Raw genomic sequence first — 18,938 nt, 5'->3', positions numbered from 1 at the left:
GAAATCCCTCAATGAAAAGAAGGATTGTAGTCTTTCACCCAATGATCCATTGAGTTCTGACATTCGTTTCTTTGTAGTTTGTGATTTCTTATTCCATCGTATTCTTGACCTTGCGTCTGTAAAAGAGCGCCTGTACTAATAATTTTCTCTATGAAGAATGTGATAAAAATGACATAAAAAAGGAAGTCCCATGACGGGACTTCCTGAGTTTCGTTTCTTCAAACACTATTTCACGCATAGCTGCGAGATGCTGGATCACGCGTCCTTTCTCCGAATACCTCGGTCGGTAGGCATTTTGATCCATTGTTCGGGTGGACGTTTTCTGATTTTTTTTGGTGCAAACATCAGTTGAACCGTTCTTTTGACAAAGTTATTTCGGTATACGTTTTCCATAACTTGCACGCCCTTTTCAATTGAATTAGGAAGTGGTGACGCCGATCGTTCTTCCTACCTTTATTATAAGCGTGAAGACGGGACAAAACAAACAAAATAGCTGGGAATTTTTGGCTTTCTTTCCCTCAACTTTGTAGTCGATCGCTCGCTAAATTGGTACGATCCATTGAATAATATTCAACTAGCCATCGTATATTTATTGAAAAACCAAATGAAAAATTACAGAAAAGGTTGATTTCCACTCGAATAAACAGCCGAAAGGATGAGTTTTTGAATGAAAAATCGTTTCACTTTACTTTTTCTTAAATTTTAATTATTATTCTTTTGAAATAAGATTAATGAAGGAGATAAAAACATGGAAAAATACCAAGTGTTCCCTGGTCAAAACTATCAGGCAAATGTTATTGGCTTTACCGGTTTACAAGAAGTTAGTGTGATTCATGTTTACGAAAATACTGCGACTGTTCTAATCAAAGAAACAGCTGAAACAGGTGTTGCGAAATTATGTAATTTTCTAGTGGGTGCAACACAATTAGTTAGTTGATGCTTTGTAATTAATCAAAACATGATGGAGCAATTTGCCATCCAGCATGTTGTAGGAAATCGCTCCAGAGATACTCGTCTGTGAGATTGCCTTTTTCCTATTCATCAATTACAGTAGTATTTTTATTTATCTACTCAATATCTCTCTACTTTATATATAAATAGTGTTAGAATGAACAAAAGGAAACGTATCAGGCTTCCCCCAAGAGAATCTTCCCCAAGTACTCTTGTCTGATACGTTTCCTATTTTTGTGGCGAAAAAGCCACAGACCAATGGTAGCCCTTTACTCTGTGAAAAGCAAGCATTCAAAATAAATTTTTTCTTTATTTTTTTATTTTATCTCTACAATTCCCCTTTAATAAGCAGGCAAAAACACACCTCTCGACAAAAAGGTGTGTTCTTTTTATAACAATGATTATTCACGGATAATAAGTTCGTAAGGCAGAATGATCTGCTCTTGTTTTCTTTCTTGAAACAAGCGAAAGGCTTCTTTGCCGCACTGATCCAGATGAAACTCAACGGAAGAAAAGTGCAGCATTTGACTGATGAGCAGGTTTTCTTGCCCAATCACGACGGGTGCTGTTCCGTGAGGGTATTGATTTAAGATCATCGCTGCGATCTCGTCCCCATTTGTGATCACCCCATCGATTCCTCGTTCCTTAAAAAATGCAGCTGCGGAAATCCCATCTTGTGCTTTGATACAATCCCAATAAATATCTGCTTCAGAAAAATTAGGAAACAGCTCCTTGGCTTTTGCGATCGTGTTGACTGAATTGCAGCTGAGGCGTTTGCTGCGCCCTAGCGTCAGTCCCAAGCGTTTTACACCTTGTTCTTTCAAATACTTGATACTGGCTGTCACAGAGCCGACCAAGTCGATCGCCACGAAAGGAACGGCAGTACCGGTCGAATTTTCACAAAAAACAATCGGTCCTTTTTCCATGTAGGGATAAAATGTCTCGATATGATTTGCGCGGGTGATGACGATCAAGCCGTCAAATCCCTTTGCAGCGAATTCTTCTAGATATTCTAGCTCCAGCTTCCGATCAAAATTGGTCGGCAGCAACGTCACCTTGTATTTTTGAGCAAAGGCTTCTTCCATGATGCCATTTAAAATTCCATCAAAGAAGGCGTGATTGACAAACGGTACGATGACTCCAATATTATAGGTTTTCCCCGAGCTGAGCTTTTGTGCGATTTTATTCGGTTTGTAATCCAGTTCTTCCATCACCGCCAAAATCGCTGCTCGCTTTTGCTCATCAACATAAGGATGGCCATTGATCACACGAGAGACCGTCGTGATCGAAAAACCAGTAATTTTTGCTATATCGCGAATCGTTGCCATTTCTTTCATTCCTATCTGATTGTTTTGCTCGTGACCTAAGTCTACCATAGAAAATTAGTTGTTCCACTTTCGACAATTTTCTGAAAAGGTCTCTTGATTGATTGTACGGTATGAAACGAGTTTCATAGCAAGCAATTTTTTGAGTGATATCATACCCATTCCATATCATTTAGTAAACACGAAGTTTTTTAATCAAAAATAATACTTAGCCTGATCGTTACACGCAGGCTAAGTATTATTTCTCTGATCCATTAGCTATTTATTAATATGACATACCCAAACGAGCCATACGTGTGACATCGTCTATTTTTCTTTCTATCTCCTCAGGAAAATAAGGATAGAGAATCAAATATTCGAGAAATCCTGGATAAAACGTCAAAGAAAGAAGTTTTTTTGCAAAAGCCATCGCTGCAATTTCACTCAAACTTCCCAATTTTGTCTTGTGTTGATAGGGTCCTATACGCCATAAAGGAAGTTTATAGTTGTTTATGAACAGCGTTTTATCCTGTTCTTGAAAATAATGAAACAATTCATGTGCAATGACAATATTTTTCCACTCAGAATATTTCAGCCAGCTCAGCTCGTTATTCTCAAAAAAAGACTCCTGCTCGTGTATTTTTGAGTTGATAATGATTTTATTAGGCGATTCAAAATAGCCGACAGAGGCAAACATTTTGTCGACAGTCATTTCTGAAAAGGACAATTCTATCCCCAATTTACCAATCATCTCTGCTAAAGATAATGAGGGATTCTGTTCCAGCATCCTTTGTGCCGCTAATTTTCCGCAATCACTCGCTTTATGAATCAAACACCTATACTCCTCAGAAGGGATTTTTGAAAAAAAGCGATCCTCTTTTAGCTGTACAAACTGGATTGTTTCTTCAGGCAATGCCAAAAAGTCATCTATTTTTTTATAAATCATAGGTTGTTTCGGGCAGCTGCTACGATCACTTCTTCTCTGCCGCCATGTTGCATAAGTTCTGTATCCATCACCATGTGCAGCTGGGATAACTCCAGCATTCCAGTATAATCAACGACTTTTGCACCGATACAAAGATAAATGTCTGGTGCCAGCTTTATATCGCTCTTGTAGACTGCCAAATCTTCCCAAAACTTATCTACTACGTTTCTGATGCCGCCTACCGAGGTTTTAATTGCCTCCCCGTCACCTCTTTGAACTTTGATGAATCCTTTTTTATCGATGATTCTGATCTCTTGCTGACCCTTTTTCATCGTTCCAAAACAGAAAAAGAAGTCATTTTCTTCGATTAAATAGACATTCCCCTCTTCTGTCTGCATTGATTTTGCCACTAATTGTTTGGCTTCTTCAAGATCGACTTTTGCTGAAAGATCGGTCGTTTTTACTTCTGTCGATCCTGTAGCGATCGCTCTGACCTTATTCGTCTGAGCATCAATTTCCATCTGCACTTCAATCGTTTCTGGTGATGCCCCAGATTTAGTTGCAGAGCTGATTGCTTCATTTCTGATATCCTCTAAATCTTGTGGACTTGGATTAGGAATAACCCGCTCAACGACGTCACGAACCATCGCTAGCGCTACTCCAATCGAGGAAATCACTTCTGCATGCTTAGCAATATCGTAACCTAGCCCCATTTTCTTTGCAGTGTATGGAAGTAACGATGTCGCACCACCGCCGCCACCAACTAACGAAATTTGATTCCGCTCAACTTTATGTTTATCAGCTAAGAAATTAATTACTTTAATGACCACATCTGAGGCACGATCCATAATTTGAGTTGCTGCTTCTTTGACTGATACACCTAAATCATCAGCAAGAGCTTTGACTGCTTTATAGCTGGCTTCATAGTTTCCGTATGAATAGTCGCCCGGTTTCACTAATTTTAATGCGTTTGCTGCGCAAGTTACTGTAATTGCAAAACGTTTCCCATCTTTTCCTTCAATGGCAATGTAGTCTGATGGATCATTATCTAACGGTTGGATTCGAACGACTTTTGGTTCTATGATCTCTTCTGGGTTTGTAAAAGCAGCATAAGGTAATTTTGCAATATGGGCGGATCTCGGTCCAACAGCAACAACTTCATTTGTTCCTGCTCTGACCATGCTGCCTCCGGCAACGCCGGAAACATGAACATCTAAGGAACTGATCAAGGTTTTATGCCCTCCTACGACAGAATAATCAATCATAGGACGCCCATTTTTAATTACACCGATATCGGTACTCGTTCCTCCAACTTCAAAAAAAATCGCATTCGAAGCCTTTAGATACATCAATGCTCCGACGGTAGAAGCTGCAGGCCCAGAAAGCATGGTAAGAACAGGTCTTTTACGCATTTCATTAATATCCATGACACCACCATCACCACGCATGATCATTAACGGTACTTTTATGCCGGCTTGTCGAACACTATCTTCTGTACTGTCAGCAGTTTCGAACATTTTCGGCAATATTGAAGCGTTGATCACTGCTGTTCGGGTACGTCTCGATAATCCGTACATTTTACTAATATCGCTTGCTTGAGAGACTTCAACATTCATCTCTTTTCCGATTTCTGCTACAGTTTCTTCTTCCGTTTTATCATCAACACCAAATGCTTTTGAGGCAACGATCACTTCTGCCCCTTGACTAAGCAATTCTTCCACCGTTTTTTTCGCCATTTGTTTATCAAACTTCTTCAGGGGAATATACTTATTAAATGTCTGAATTTTTCTTTTGCCTGTTTCATCCAGTACGATATCATCGATAACAGCTTGCTTCTTTGCAAGAAAACTGCTTCCTAGTCCAATAACACCCGTAATTGCTACATCTCCTTCTAATAACGCATTTGTTGCTTGTGTGGTACTATGCGCAATAAACATTACTTCTTCTGGAGAGATCTCATTTTCTGATAGACATTTTTCAAACGCTTGGACAACTCCTGCCGATACGCCAAGCTTTTCATCATGTGTCGTCTTAACAGACCCAATCCCCACTATTTCAAAAGTATCATTGTCTATTGCAACTGCTTTTGTGTGCGTACCGCCAACATCAATTCCGACTCTTATCGCTCGTTTCATGACTGTTTCTCCTCCTTATCGTCCAAACATCAAGTAACAAATAACTACATTGATCGCACCAGCCGCCCAGCCCCAAGCAACACCTGTCCGCATGAACTCTTTTGCCCCAACTTTGGTATAATTCAATGCCCAAAGATTCCAAGACTGTGTTGGACATGTCGAGAGATTCATTGCAATTGTCGGTATATAAATCAATGGAAAAAGCAAACTTACTGGAAATATCCCCATCCCTTGAAGAATGCCGACTGTTGCACTGCCAGCACCAAAAATGGTCAAAGGTCCGCGAAATAGACCGAAAGGAATCATGACAGCAAATGCGATACATAGTACCAGTGTACTTGTAGGTACAAAATCACCAATTACCGCTTGGAAAAAAGGAGCTGCAATTTCAGAAGCTCGGTTGAACATCGGTAAAATGAACAGGAAACCCAACAGTGACGCAACATCAACGACTCCATCATAAAAAGTCCGTGTGATCAAGCGTGTGCCTTCTTTGTAATTTGGTAATTTTCCACAAACAGCTAGCGCATAAAGAGAAGCAACAATAAATGCTGGAATCGGCTGCCAACCAAAGAAAATCGCTAGAACTACAGGAATGACAGGTGTGATCAATGCATAGACAGGCACTTCTTTTTCTTTAGGAACTGCACTCACTACTGCAGCTAAATTATAGGTCTTTCTTTTTCTCAAGCCGAAGAACAGCATAAAGATCACAATCAACGTTTGAACACCAGCCGCTGTAAATCCGAAACGCAAATAATTCCAGTCATACAAATACTCTGTAAAAATCCCTTGCATCTGTTTAAACAGCACGATATTTACATACATGCCGCTTCCAACACTCATGAGATAGGCGGTCACAGCAAGCGGCTTCGGTACCCCTAGTGACATCAATATCGGCAAAACAATGATTCCGATCGCGACAACTGCACCAGCTCCAAATGTGGAAGTGAAGATCAATGTCGTCACAACACATAGCAATACGGTTGTAAATAATGGATTTTCTCCACTCAATTCAACCGTCTTTTTGATCAAGCTTGAAGCAATTTCCGTTTCAATCAAAATCCTACCAAACCAGCTTCCGAAAATAACTATGACAGCCGTAGCACCCCAACTTTCCGGTCCTCCTTGAAACACATCCAACATGGCGGATTCCCAAGTCAACTGTCCGCCTACGATACTGAAAAAGACCCATATGATCGCCATAACGAAGAAGCCGATCATGAGATTTCCTCCCTTTGCAGCAAAGCGTATCAATAAGAAGTAACTAATCAACAATATAATGCCAATAATAAAATCCATTCTTTCTCTCCTTACCCATTTTTATTTGTTATATCTATTTTTTTGAAGCTTTGTAGACAAATTTCATAAAAAATGACTTGCTGAACGCTGTGTTCTATTCCATATTCGAGTGCTGCTCATTTACTTGGTCATTGCTGACCGATTTTTTTTGACTAAGTTCCAAACACACATAATCAAGGGTGATATGGAGTGTTTGATCAAACAGACTGCTTAAGAGTTGTATCGAATGAATTCCGCTTCCTGTTTTAGTAGCACCTGGAATGATCACTGGATGATCTGCCAAATGGGCAAGTTTAGAAGTATCCGAACTTGTTAGTCCAATGATTTTAACTCCATTTGCTTTGGCCTTTTTCGTCAATGATATGATCATACTGGTAGTTCCTGAACCAGAAATCGCCACTAATGTATCTCCAGAATTTACTGAGGGAGTAGTTGATTCTCCTATGACATATACGGGGAAACCTAGATGCATCAACCGCATTGCAAAACCTTTTCCCTGTAATCCACTTCGCCCTTCTCCTAGAACAAATATCCGCTTTGCCTGCTGTAATGCGTCCATCATCTGATTTATCTGTTGGAAATCGAGACGGGTCATGACTTCTTTGATTTCTCGCAAGATCAAATCCATCTGCTTCATCGAATCACCTCCAAGTATTTTTTTATTTCATTTTCAATAGTTTCTTTTTTTAAAATTGAACTTCCAACAATGACAATTTCGATCTCACTTAACACTAATGTTTTTACTTTTTCAAGATCCAGTCCGCCAGCGACTGCGATCCGTTTCACGTGAGGAAACGCTTCTTTAAAATGTTGCGTTTCTTCCACAAGGGAGGTCGCTTTATCACTGTCTTTAGAAACATGGATAGCATAAATTGCTTCATCATAGTGGGAGATTTGCTTGATTTTGTTTTTATCACAGCCCAAAAGATCAATCATTACTTCTTTGTTGTATTCCTTAGCGATTTTGCAGCAAATATCAATCGTTTCAGGGTCAGCTGCTCCCATAACAGTTAATATATCTGCACCAGCCTCATAATAGTTGCGAAATTCATATTCTCCTTCATCCATCGTCTTGATATCTGCGAGAATTTTACTGCTTTTCGCCAATGCTCTTGTTTTTCGCAGACAGTCTAGTCCAAAGTCTTTTGTCAAAGATGTACCAATCTCGATGATATCTACCCCATCGATTCGCCCAACGAATTGTTTTGCTTGCTCAAGACTAACTCTATCAATAGCAACTTGTAATTTCATTGATTCCCTCCTTTTCTTTATGCTGTTCAATAAAGTCCTCTAAGTGCTTTTTGTTAGGCAAATTCTCATTGTCACTGATATGACTTACTTGGATCGCTCCTATTGCGTTAGCTCTTTCCAGCATTTCTTCTATCGAAAGTTTCTCCATCAATCCAGTGACAATCCCCACGGCAAAACCATCTCCAGCACCAACTGTATCGATAACCTTTTCCACATGGAATCCTGCTTTTTCAATAACTTGAGACTTTTTGGCGCACAACGATTTGCTGTAAGCCCCCTTTTCTCCTGTCTTAATAATTACTGTATTGATTCCCATATCCAAATAATAATCAGCGATGTCCTCTTTTGTTATTTTCCCACTCAGAATAGCGCCTTCCTCTATCCCTGGTAAAAAATAATCAGCATATCTAGCAATTTCATTGATTCGCTGAATCATCAGTTTCTGGCTTTTCCATAGAGCTGGCCTAAGATTTGGGTCAAAAACGATCACAGTTTCTTGTTCCTTTGCCTTCGCTATCAATTGCTTTACTAAATGAAAAGTAGTATCGTTTAAAGCCATTAATATACCAGTAACATGAAAAATATCAGCTTCGCTAAAATCAATATCTTTCAATTTTTCTTGATCCATATGATATGCTGCCGATCCTCTACGGAAATATACGACTTCAGGATCATTCTTTGCGCCTTTATTCTTTAGCTGAAAACCAGTAGGGTGTTCTGGATCAAAGCAAACAAGCTCAGTGTCGATTTTTTCTTTTTTCAAAAAATCATGAATGTATTCCCCAAAAGGATCTTCTCCTAAATGAGTGATGTATTGGACTTCATGACCGAGGCGAGCCGTTCCTACGGCTACATTCACTTCAGCGCCAGCAATAAAGAGGTCATACCCTGTAACATCTTTTAACTTTCCTGGAGTCTGGGCAACAAACATGGCCATAGGTTCACCTATCGTTATTACTTTTCCCAACACACTTTCCCTCCTTTACTTGAATCACTTCTTTTTCTAACTCTTCAAAATTCATTGGATACTCCAAGACGATCGGCCATTCTTTAGCAAGATATTCTTTCCAAGGAATACAGCCTTGTTCTAACAAAACAACTTGACCCTCGAAATTTAAATTTTTCAAATGCAACGCTCGAATCTCGCTTTTGGTTTGTCGAAAACTTTCCTCAGGATCTTCCCCTACCTCTAGCCAGTTTCCTAAGTCGAATGTATATCCGATTGGTAAATGATGCTCTTTGAGGAGAGAAATCGCTTTTAAAACATGTTTCAATAAGCCGTTCTTCTGAGTCTGATCATTTTCAATCGTTACCTCGATCGGATATTTCATTAAATAATGATCAAGTTCAGCCTTTGCTTTTTTCGAAATTCCTTCTACTTCACCAATATTGCATTTTATTGATTCCGCGCCTAACCTTTTGGCTTCTTCCAGCCATTGTCCAAACGAGACATTCAGTCCCGTAGGGGTAAATAATGGTTCAGGAACTGAATAACGGACTTGCCAATTTTTACGTTTACCGGTTTCCAAAATAAGCGAAATTTCTTCTTCTTTTTCTTTTTGATCAAATGGAAAGTATTCCCTGCGAACTTCCACCCCCTGAATCGGCAGATCTAATAGTGCTGCTTCTTTTATAAAATCTTTTTGTGAACTACATTCTGTGCCAGTCATAATGATCGTATTGATATAGATGTTCTTCAATAAATACTCCTCGCAATCTTTTTTATAGTGATTCTCTTAGATGAATTGCAGCAGCTACTTCAATTCGTTCCGCAGGCTGAGGAGCGGTCATTTCTTCAAGCAATATCGTAACCGCACGCTGTCCAATTCTATGGGGGTCTTGGTGAATTGTTGTAATGCCTGGTGTGATCAATTCTGCCCAGAACCAGTCGTCATATCCGCACACTCCGCACTCTTTTGGAAATACAAGTCCCATATGATGCAACGCAACAACAATCTCATAGAGTGCATTTCCGTTGGATGCAAAAAATGCCGTTTTTTTCTCTAAAGGATTTCTTTTTACATAATCAATAATTGCACTGCCTTCTCCTTTTGAGAATAACTGAACGACTTCAACTGAGATATTTTTTGCTAAGGCAGCAATTTTTATTCCCTCATAGCGCTCTACACGAGGGCTAATATTTCCTATAGGCTCTGTGACTAATATGATTTTTTCATATCCTTTTTCTATGATCTCTTGCGTTAATTTCTTCGTGACTGTAAAGTTATCTGATTGAACTACTGTCCAATCAGAGCGGCCGATGGAGCGGTCCACCAGTACTGTTGGGATATCCGCATCAATGATTTTTTTAAACGCTTCCAATTCTGTTGAGACCGGTTGAAGCAAAATCCCGTCGACATTTTGATCAATCAATTTTTGAAGTGCTTTTTGCTCCTCTTCCTCATTGTTGTTCGTGTTCATAATGATCATCTGATATCCTGTGTCGCTTAATGCATCTTGGGCTGCCTTGATCAAATAAGCAGAGTATAAATTTTCTATATCAGCGACTAGTAAACCGATCAACGAACTTTTCCGCAGCTTTAAACCTTGCGCTTGTTTGCTCGGACGATAATCCAGTTCTTGAATGATTTGATTGATTTTTTCTTTTGTTTTCAAGGACATATTGCCATATTTACCATTCAGATAACGGGAGATCGTAGTCTTTGATACTCCTGCACGTTCTGCAACTTCTTGAATCGTTACTGCTTTTTTCATATGAATCACCTCAAGTTTGGTTAACCGATACACATATTGTAATCGCTTTCTAAACGAAAAGCAACGTTTTTTATCAAATTACACAATTATAAGGCTGAAATTAGTATTAATGTGACGAATTAAAAAAGTCAACCAGAAGATCTACCCGATGACACCGATAATTCTCCCAAAAATTGATTGACTGTTTTAAACAACCACTTTTAAAAAGTTGGTTCTGTTTTCTAAGGATGATGACTGATTTATCATTTTTCGCATTAATATGGTAAAAAGCCTGAAATGAGTGGTATCCATCATTTCAGGCTTGTTCTATTAGTTTTGCACTTTCTGCAGCGCTCGTTTCTTCGTATACCTTCGCATCAGCAGCTCGATGCCCTTATCCGCAAAGCGTTGCATGTAGGCGGAAAAATTCAACAAGGCAATCAAGAGAATGAGGTTGAGATAGCTGGTATTGCCTAGGTTAAAGAGGTCGCGACCGACGATCAAAGCGGCAAAGTACAAGATCTGGGTGCTGAAAAAAATCATCGTTCGATAGCTGTTGATCGCTGGATAGACTTTTTTCTGGATCAAGCGATAGTTCCAAGCAGTAAAAATAATGCTCATGATCGATAGAGCTTTACTGCTGCTGTTGAACCAATAACCAAAGTTGATGATCAGCAAAGTTCCTACCGTAATCGTCAAGGCTGTTGGAAAAGCATTTTTGAAAATCGTCGTCATAAAGTCCCCTTTGATCCGATTGAAGTCTGGTTCAAAGTTTAAAAAGAAGGTCGGAATGCCGACAAAGCAAGCATTGATGATCGTTAATTGGATCGGCTCAAAAGGATAGGTCGTTCCTGATAACAACGTCCCCATGGTGATCATGATGGAGAATAAGACTTGCACTAGCACCAATGAACCTGAGCGGGTAATGTTATTGATCACTCGGCGGCCTTCGTCCATGACCGATGGCAAAGCATCAAATTGATTTTCCAAAAGAACCAAATTTGATACTTGACGCGCAGCATCAACACCAGAAGCCATTGCGATGGAGCAGTCGGCTTCTTTTAGCGCCAAAACATCGTTGACGCCATCGCCAGTCATCGCGACGGTATGCCCTTGTTCTTTCAAGTAGAGCACCATTTCTTTCTTTTGTTGCGGCGTCACTCGACCAAAAATCTGATAGTTGCTGACAGCTTCTTTTAATTCGGTCGCAGTTAATTTTGACACATCGATAAAATCAGCTGCTCCTGGTAGATTGACTTTTTTCGCGATTTGACTGACTGTCACTGGATCATCGCCAGAGATGATCTTGCATTGGATTGCCTGTGAACGAAAATACTCCAAGGTCTCTTTGGCATCTTCACGGATCGTGTCTGACAGTAAATAAAAGCCCAGCGGTTCAATATCCGTCGGCAGTCCTGCCTCCTCATAGCCTTGCGTACTGTGAGCCAAAACGATCACTCGGTAGCCTTCTTCTGCCAGCTGCCTTTCCTGTTTTAAGACAGATTCATGGTTGGTTCCCAGTAAAATCGACGCAGCTCCGATGAAATAAGTGCCTTGTCCTTCAAACGTGACGCAACTGAATTTGCGATCTGATGAAAAGGGGACGACTTGCTGCATCTGGTACGTCGTTTTTTCTGGGAAAAAGGTTCGCAGCGCCATTGCCGTTGGGTTCTGATCGGGCAGCTGCGCCATTAAGTTACCAGTGATTTCTGCCAACGGTGTTTCTGAATGAAAGGAAATCGTCTTTTCCACTGTCATCTTGCCTTCGGTGATCGTGCCCGTTTTATCTAAGCAAAGAACATCGACCCGTGCCAAGGCATCAATGCAGTTCAATTCCTGCACCATCACTTTTTTGCGCGCCAGATAGACGGCACTGATGGTCAATGTGACACTCGTCAATAAAAACAAACCTTCGGGGAACATTCCCACAGCTGCCGCCACCGTCCGTAAGATGGCGGTGTTGAAAGTTGCATGAGAGAAATAGAACTGTTTAACGAACAAGAGGGTACATAATGGGACCAAAATCAGGCTGATCCAACGAATGATTTTGTTTAAACTGCCTTGGATCAAGTATTTTTGTCGTTTGATGGTTTTGGCTTCTTTGTTGATTTTTGCGATATAGTTATCAGCGCCTACGTGGATCACTTGGCATAACGCTTCGCCAGCAGTGATAAAACTGCCAGAAAACAACTCGTCTGCTGGCTGCTTGTAGATCGTATCCATTTCACCAGTCAGCAAGGATTCATTGACTTCTAAAGATCCTTGAATGACTTTGGCATCCGTCGGCACTTGATCCCCGCTTTTCAGTCGTAACACATCATCCATTACGAGTTTGTGTATCGGCAAGTTCTCCAGCTTGCCATCCCGATAAACATCGGCTTTGGCAACTTTTAGCAGTGCCAGCTTATCCAGCGTTCGTTTGGAACGAACTTCTTGAAAGAGATTGATGATCACATTGCTGAAGACAACAAAGACGAACAAACCGTTTTGATAAGAACCCGTCAAACAGACGAGAAAGAATAGGACACAGTTGATCAAATTGAAAAAGGTAAAGATATTGGTAAAAAGGATTTTCGGGTACGTATTCGTCGTATCCTTTTTTGTCTTATTGACTTGACCGCGTTGCACCCGCGCCTTGACTTCTCCTGACGTCAAGCCAATGGTTTGGTTGTTTTCGATGATCCTCACCCTTTCTATTCTTAGTCATTTACTTTTATTTTGCTGAATATTCAGCAAACTTGCATCGGACTTGGGAATGGTTTTGTGTTTTTTCTATAAAACCAATTGGCGGCGATTGCGTAAGATACGCCATCGACTCCCCACTTTTTTTCTGTAAAAAAACAAGTACTGTTTAAAATATAGCATACCCTTTTACGAATTGGCGTTTCATTTTTGTCACCTTCGCGTCACTTTAGGAATTAAAATAACAGTTTATTCCTTAACCTAAACCGACTAGACAATAAGCTAGCATAGGCTTTCCAGGTGGTTTCTTGCGATGACACAAAACAAAAAAAACAGCTGATCTTCACAGATCAACTGTTTAACAATTCTTTAAGTTAGCTGTTCCCTCAGTTGCTAAAAAACGCTCAACCAGCTTGCTTCTTTTATTGATCAATGCAGTGCTTCCTTTTTCCATTTTCGGATTTTCGTTCGGAAATTGGTAAAGGGTGCTACTGTATTGATATGGATCCATTTATAGACTGGCCACTGTGCTTTGGTGGTTGCCCAATCCCGCTGCCCTGCTTCAAACAATTCCTGATCGGATAAGCCTTCGATCCACTGGCAAAGGGCCGTCACTTTTTGGTCTAAGAGCTCTTGCTGCTGTGCTAAGGTCAAACTGCCGTATGTCTGATAAAAAGATTGATACAATCCGCCAAGGTTGTTCCATTTGTACCCTTCAGCAGGTGTGTGAACGCTCATCCCTTGCTGTTCCTGTGCTTCCCATGACAATAACAAACTGACCCAGCCGATTTGGTAAGACAAGTTTTCTGAAGGGGTCTTGTCGACACTTGCTATCCGTTGATTTCGCAGGGCTTCAGGAATTTCATCAAATTCTTGGCGAAATTTTTGGTAACGTTCTGTGATCTCTTGGATAAGTGCTGCTTTGCTTTCATATTGTCTCATTGTTTGTCCTCCTATTCATGAAAATGGCTGCTCTTTGTCGCTTTCAGCAATGGCGATAAAAATCGTTACTTCGCCGTCTGGCGCATACTGTTCAAAATCAAAGGAATACCTGCGCTGCAGCTGCTGGTTTTCTTCCTCAGACCAGATTTGACGCCAAGTAGTCAAAATGCCCTGCGCATCGCGTCGATCGATCGGATACTTTTTCCAAGTATATTTTTCTGTATCAAAGTCTGCTTGCTCCGTTTCTTCGAAACAAAGCGAAACGGCATAGTCTCCTTGATAGTTTGACTCATACTCGTGGTAAACGCAAGCGATGACCATTCCTTTTTCTGCGGCTTTCTTGACCGCCTCGCTGTTTTTCTCCCATAAGCCAGTGATTTTTGCTTGAATCGCTGGATCAGTAAAATTATTGGTTCTTTCCGTTGCCATTATCGAAAATTTCATTGGAGTTCCTCCTTCTTTGTCTTTATGATACGATAGAAACCTAGACACCTTGTGTCAGTGTTTTATCATCTTTTTATAAAAGGAGTAAACCAAGTGAGCACGACACGCCTATTCGGCCTTATCTACCACCTGTTGAATCATGAAAAAGCAACCACTTCTGAATTGGCCAAACAATTTGAAGTCTCGACTCGCACCATCACCAGAGATATCAATACCCTAAGCAGTATTGGCGTGCCCATCTATACCGAAACGGGTCGAAATGGCGGCGTTTATCTGTTAAGCAGTTTTGTGTTGGATAAAGTGTTATTATCAGAGGAAGAACGGAAAAACCTGCTTTTGGCGTTGAAAGGGATTCGCCAGCTGACGCCACAGACCAGTGGGCAATCGCTGGCAAAACTGCAATCCTTGTTTAAGCAGCCCGATGCTGATTGGCTAGAAGTGGATTTTTCCACTTGGCATCGGCGAGAAAACGGCAACGACACGTTTGATTTATTAAAAAAGAGTATTTTAACAAACCACGTGATCACCTTTGACTATATCAGTAAACAGGGACTGCAAAAACGCATCTGCCAGCCTTATAAACTGCTTTTTCGCTCGCAAGCTTGGTATCTGCAAGCCTTCGACCAGCAAAAGAATGCCTTTCGGACATTTAAAATCAGCCGCATGAGTCAGGTCCACGTCACTGAACAGCATTTTTTTCCGGTCACTGCGCCTGATTCTGCCATTGAATTGACTGTTGACACCTATCCTGCTCGTCTATTCTTTCAAGCCGACGTTCTTTATCGGGTATATGATGAGTTCGATCATCAGGATATTACTTTGACGGAGGAAGGCACTGCTGTGGTTACCGTTGATTTACCCGAGGAAAGCTGGGTGGTGCCCTATTTGTTATCCTTTGGGAAAAGCCTACGCATTTTAAGTCCCCCTCGATTAAAGAATCGTTACCAAGAAGAAGTTGCTGCGATTTATGCCAACTTGTCTGAGAACGAGGGTGCGAACTGATTTTTTAAGAAAAGGATCCCTAGTTGAAAGGAGTGTTTGATTTGAAAGAAGTGATCGTAGACTATGGCGGGGTTTCGCTAGCCCGCCTTTGCCAGCAGTTGGAAGAACAGCAGATTCACTTAAACGCGTATGCCAACCAGCTCTTGCGCCATCCCCACCTCTCCCTCAGTGCCGATAAACAGTGTGCTACTTGTGTGATTGTTTACCTTAAAGAACTGGGACTCACACAAGGTGGGGCTTTGACGGAGATTTTTGCAGCTGCATTTTCTTATGAATTGACCGATTGTACCTTGGAAATGGCCTTGCACTTTCGCCTCGGCTATCGTCAACTGGCAAATAGTACCGGACTGAAATCCCAAGGAAAAGCGCCAGCTGCTGCAATCACGATCGCTTCTATGCCTTTGGAGAAAACCGACGATTTCCCCAAAGGATTCTACATTCGCCGCATCGATGGGGTTGACTGGTTGCGAGGCTATACTTGCGATGGACTCTACCAGTTTGCACCGGATGACCTGTTTTTGTTTAAACGACGAGACCCGCTGCCAGAGCGCCTCAACTGAAGGGGAAACAAACCGTTTCATATCAAATGTCCTTGTTTCTCATTGCCTACAATCATTCTGTAGGTTAAGAAGAGCCGAAAAGGACAAAAGGAGAAATAGATGAACTTAATCCCAATGAAAGACAGCGACTATGCTGCCTACTTAACCAATGCAGTTTTCGAATACGCCAATGACAAAGTCCAAGCAGGCACATGGGCCAAAGACGAGGCCCTCGCCCTAGCCAAAGAAAGCTTTGCTTCTTTACTTCCTCAAGGGACTGCCACCGAAAACAATCACTTGTTTTCTTTATTTGCAGCTGATTTTAGTGAACCGATCGGGGTGATTTGGGTCAACACAGCTGCCCAGAAAGCCTTCATCTATGACTTTATCATCGAGGAAGACCAGCGAGGAAAAGGCTATGGCACCAAAGTGTTACAGGCTTTAGAAAAGTGGGCGATCCAGCAAGGCATCATTGAAATCGGCTTGCACGTTTTTGCCCATAATCAGTCTGCGTATCAGCTATACAAAAAAATGGGCTATTTGGAAACAGATATTACGATGGTTCGACGTTTCGCTGAGTAGTACGAAAAGAGCCACATCATTCGTACCTAGGAATCAATCGACCAGACCTGCGCCAAACAAAAAGAAACGACAGAAAATCGTCGTTTCTTTTTGCTTCTATTTACATAAAAACCACTCTTTCAATGAGTGCATGGTTTTTTCAGTAGTATCGCCATTGTTGAACCTTCTTCGCTATAAGGACTGCCTTTGACATCGCCAAATACCTCACAGATATCAAAGCCTGCAGCCTGAACTTCCCTCAGCAATGCATCTTTTGTAAAATAGGTCGTCCATAAATAATAATTGGTGAGCTCAGTTTCTGCTAAAATCATTGTTTGCTCCAACAAGACGTGATCAGGATATTTCCATCGTTGATTCAGCACAAGATGGGGCTCCCCCCGCCAAAACCCTTCTGATTCGTGACTTTCCCAGGTCTGCTCTTCATTAAGCGTTAAAAACTGGGCAATCGTAAATACATCGAACAAAAATTTGCCACCCGGTTTTAGATGCGCCAGCACATTTTTTAGCAGCAGTTTTCGTTCCTCTGGATTTAAGGCACCATAATCGCAATAAATCAAGGTAATAAAGTCAAACTGCTGAGGCAATGCCATCTCCAAATAATTATCAAATAGATAGGTAATGTTTAATTGCTGCTTACTCGCAGAATCTCTCGCATAGGCGATGGACCTTCTGGAGTAATCAACGCCTGTCACTTGATAGCCTAGCGCTGCAAATTTTTCCGCATAGATCCCTGGTCCGCAGCCGATATCAAGAAGTTGCGTCTGTTTTTCTGGTGGAACAATGCGACTGATCCAGCGAACGGATTCGTCGATAAAGTCAGCCTTTCTACTCGCTCCCTCAAAATCAGGATCCAAATGAGCCTTTAACATTTGCTTGGAAATATACGCATCATCCCAAAACGCCCCTGCCATTTTTTTATAGAGCGGTGGCCGCTCGATTGCCTTTCTCAGTTCTTGGTACATTTTAATTTCCCCTTTCAAAATAATTGAAAAACAAAAAAGACCGCAGATTTTACTCTGCGGTCAATCTTCAAGCGATGAAGATCAAAAAGCGAAGAGTAAAATAAAATCAATGATAGGCACTTCAAATAAAACTGCAAGCAGTCAATTTTTTGCCTATGAAATTGATTTTATTTACTCTTTTCCAGTCCTACCCCTGTTAACGAAGGAATAACAGCAGATAGGCCGGAGTCATCACCTTTTTCTCTTGTTTTTCTGCTTTTACTTTAGAAGGCGCCAGTCGATTTGTCAATGGGAATTGACTGTAGACACTCGATTAAACGATGGTCTTGCCGAAATTCACACCTTACGGGGGAGAAATTTTGCAAAAACGCTGAATGTTTACTTCCCTTCACCTGCTGATTTTTTCAACAGGAAGCTGGATCTCAGTCAGCCATTCCTCTTCACTTTCTTTATTCCAAATGCCATCAATATAGCTTTCACGAAAAGGCCCTGTGATTCGATAGCCGTTATTTTCAGCAAACTGGATCACCGCAGCATAGGCTTTCGGAAACTCAGTGTAGGCTCCTTTATGGACCGTGCAAACTGCCTCTGGTACTTCTTCTATCTGCTTGAAGGTCAAATTTCCTTGATTATCTTTCATTTCTGTGACCGCTTCGCAAACTTCCACATCAATGTTTTCTTCTTTGTACTCGTTGTCATGATAGATAGTAAAACAATATTCGGGCAATGCGCAGACGCAACCAGCTGTTTCCATCTGCAGCCCCATTTCTGGGATCATAGAAAACAACCGATCGAAGTTTGGCACGACCATTCTCATTGAAGCGACGATAACTGCTGGCAAACGTTTCACGATCATTTGGTAATTGGCTTCTTCCTGTTGCAAATACCCTTCGATCTGCGTGAGCATCGCCATCCGTTCCGTGATCTCTCTCATCAGTTGCTGTCTCTTGCGATGCAGAATTCGCCTTTCGCTTTCTCCTGCTTGCACTTGTTTGATTTCATCGATGTTATACCCCATTCTGCGTAAAGCTAATAGCCGATGCAATGGTGCCAACTGACTAGAGATATAATAGCGATACCCATTATCTGGATCGATAAAATGGGGCTTAAGCAGCCCCACCTCATCATAATAACGCAGTGTTTTTATCGTCACTTGATTCATTTTAGAAAACATGCCGATTCGATACAGCTTATCTGGTGTTTTTTCACATTCTTGTGTCATA

General features: G+C 41.2%; 18 protein-coding genes. 4 read left to right on the top strand and 14 right to left on the bottom strand.

The annotated features are described in order from the left end of the window. Positions 1-748: 748 nt before the first annotated feature. Positions 749-937, top strand: coding sequence for a hypothetical protein (locus IGI82_RS02995; RefSeq protein WP_005227564.1), 189 nt, complete (start codon positions 749-751; stop codon positions 935-937). 415 nt (positions 938-1,352) lie between these two features. On the opposite strand, the gene IGI82_RS02990 is transcribed toward IGI82_RS02995, so the two are convergent. From IGI82_RS02990 to IGI82_RS02935, 12 genes are all read right to left on the bottom strand, one after another. After that, entirely contained in the window at positions 1,353-2,279 is a 927-nt protein-coding gene (locus IGI82_RS02990) for a LacI family DNA-binding transcriptional regulator (protein WP_170927490.1), read from the bottom strand. Between the two features lie 262 nt (positions 2,280-2,541). Continuing rightward, a complete protein-coding gene (locus IGI82_RS02985; protein ID WP_087626898.1) occupies positions 2,542-3,201 on the bottom strand; it encodes a hypothetical protein in 660 nt (219 codons plus the stop codon). After that, positions 3,198-5,315 (bottom strand): hydantoinase/oxoprolinase family protein, encoded by a 2,118-nt coding sequence (locus IGI82_RS02980; protein WP_375806684.1) that lies wholly within the window; start codon positions 5,313-5,315, stop codon positions 3,198-3,200. The genes IGI82_RS02985 and IGI82_RS02980 overlap by 4 nt, the downstream gene beginning before the upstream one ends. 15 nt (positions 5,316-5,330) lie before the next feature. After that, positions 5,331-6,617 carry a gluconate:proton symporter gene (locus IGI82_RS02975; RefSeq protein ID WP_375806685.1) on the bottom strand — a complete coding sequence of 429 codons (1,287 nt, stop codon included), beginning with the start codon at positions 6,615-6,617 and terminating at the stop codon, positions 5,331-5,333. 94 nt (positions 6,618-6,711) lie between these two features. Then, on the bottom strand, positions 6,712-7,254 hold the full coding sequence (hxlB, locus tag IGI82_RS02970) for a 6-phospho-3-hexuloisomerase (protein ID WP_375806686.1): 543 nt from the start codon (positions 7,252-7,254) through the stop codon (positions 6,712-6,714). Further along, entirely contained in the window at positions 7,251-7,868 is a 618-nt protein-coding gene (locus tag IGI82_RS02965; protein ID WP_087626894.1) for an orotidine 5'-phosphate decarboxylase / HUMPS family protein, read from the bottom strand. The genes hxlB and IGI82_RS02965 overlap by 4 nt, the downstream gene beginning before the upstream one ends. Beyond that, complete coding sequence (locus IGI82_RS02960; protein WP_438841763.1) at positions 7,846-8,835, bottom strand: sugar kinase; 990 nt, start codon at positions 8,833-8,835, stop codon at positions 7,846-7,848. Before IGI82_RS02960 ends, IGI82_RS02965 begins: the two co-directional genes overlap by 23 nt. Further along, positions 8,810-9,568: a sugar phosphate isomerase/epimerase family protein gene (locus tag IGI82_RS02955; RefSeq protein ID WP_422700626.1), complete on the bottom strand. Its 759-nt coding sequence runs from the start codon at positions 9,566-9,568 to the stop codon at positions 8,810-8,812. Before IGI82_RS02955 ends, IGI82_RS02960 begins: the two co-directional genes overlap by 26 nt. Positions 9,569-9,590: 22 nt before the next feature. Next, the gene (locus IGI82_RS02950) at positions 9,591-10,592 is read right to left on the bottom strand and encodes a LacI family DNA-binding transcriptional regulator (RefSeq protein WP_438842594.1); all 1,002 of its coding nucleotides are present in this window, start codon (positions 10,590-10,592) and stop codon (positions 9,591-9,593) included. Positions 10,593-10,892: 300 nt separating this feature from the next. After that, the gene (locus IGI82_RS02945; RefSeq protein ID WP_375806689.1) at positions 10,893-13,250 is read right to left on the bottom strand and encodes an HAD-IC family P-type ATPase; all 2,358 of its coding nucleotides are present in this window, start codon (positions 13,248-13,250) and stop codon (positions 10,893-10,895) included. 423 nt (positions 13,251-13,673) lie between these two features. After that, entirely contained in the window at positions 13,674-14,186 is a 513-nt protein-coding gene (locus IGI82_RS02940) for a ClbS/DfsB family four-helix bundle protein (RefSeq protein ID WP_005227560.1), read from the bottom strand. A gap of 15 nt (positions 14,187-14,201) precedes the next feature. Continuing rightward, positions 14,202-14,630: an effector binding domain-containing protein gene (locus IGI82_RS02935; protein ID WP_325843403.1), complete on the bottom strand. Its 429-nt coding sequence runs from the start codon at positions 14,628-14,630 to the stop codon at positions 14,202-14,204. Between the two features lie 93 nt (positions 14,631-14,723). On the opposite strand from IGI82_RS02935, the gene IGI82_RS02930 reads away from it, so the two are divergent. The 3 genes from IGI82_RS02930 to IGI82_RS02920 all read left to right on the top strand — a co-directional run bounded on the left by IGI82_RS02930 (position 14,724) and on the right by IGI82_RS02920 (position 16,753). After that, positions 14,724-15,632, top strand: a complete 909-nt coding sequence (locus IGI82_RS02930) for a helix-turn-helix transcriptional regulator (RefSeq protein WP_375806690.1) — start codon at positions 14,724-14,726, stop codon at positions 15,630-15,632. 50 nt (positions 15,633-15,682) lie between these two features. Next, complete coding sequence (locus tag IGI82_RS02925; protein WP_375806805.1) at positions 15,683-16,192, top strand: helicase; 510 nt, start codon at positions 15,683-15,685, stop codon at positions 16,190-16,192. A 99-nt stretch (positions 16,193-16,291) separates the two neighbouring features. After that, positions 16,292-16,753 (top strand): GNAT family N-acetyltransferase, encoded by a 462-nt coding sequence (locus IGI82_RS02920; RefSeq protein ID WP_375806691.1) that lies wholly within the window; start codon positions 16,292-16,294, stop codon positions 16,751-16,753. Between the two features lie 119 nt (positions 16,754-16,872). Here IGI82_RS02920 and IGI82_RS02915 read toward each other — a convergent pair whose 3' ends face one another. Further along, positions 16,873-17,715 carry a class I SAM-dependent methyltransferase gene (locus IGI82_RS02915; RefSeq protein WP_270290684.1) on the bottom strand — a complete coding sequence of 281 codons (843 nt, stop codon included), beginning with the start codon at positions 17,713-17,715 and terminating at the stop codon, positions 16,873-16,875. Positions 17,716-18,103: 388 nt separating this feature from the next. Then, positions 18,104-18,937 carry a MerR family transcriptional regulator gene (locus IGI82_RS02910; RefSeq protein ID WP_034868784.1) on the bottom strand — a complete coding sequence of 278 codons (834 nt, stop codon included), beginning with the start codon at positions 18,935-18,937 and terminating at the stop codon, positions 18,104-18,106. Between the last annotated feature and the right edge of the window lies 1 nt (position 18,938).

Source organism: Enterococcus sp. AZ067 (assembly GCF_051715005.1).
GTDB classification, from domain to species: domain Bacteria; phylum Bacillota; class Bacilli; order Lactobacillales; family Enterococcaceae; genus Enterococcus_D; species Enterococcus_D casseliflavus.
The sequence above is the reverse complement of the archived record's forward strand: the minus strand, read 5'-3'. Positions and strand labels throughout refer to the sequence as shown.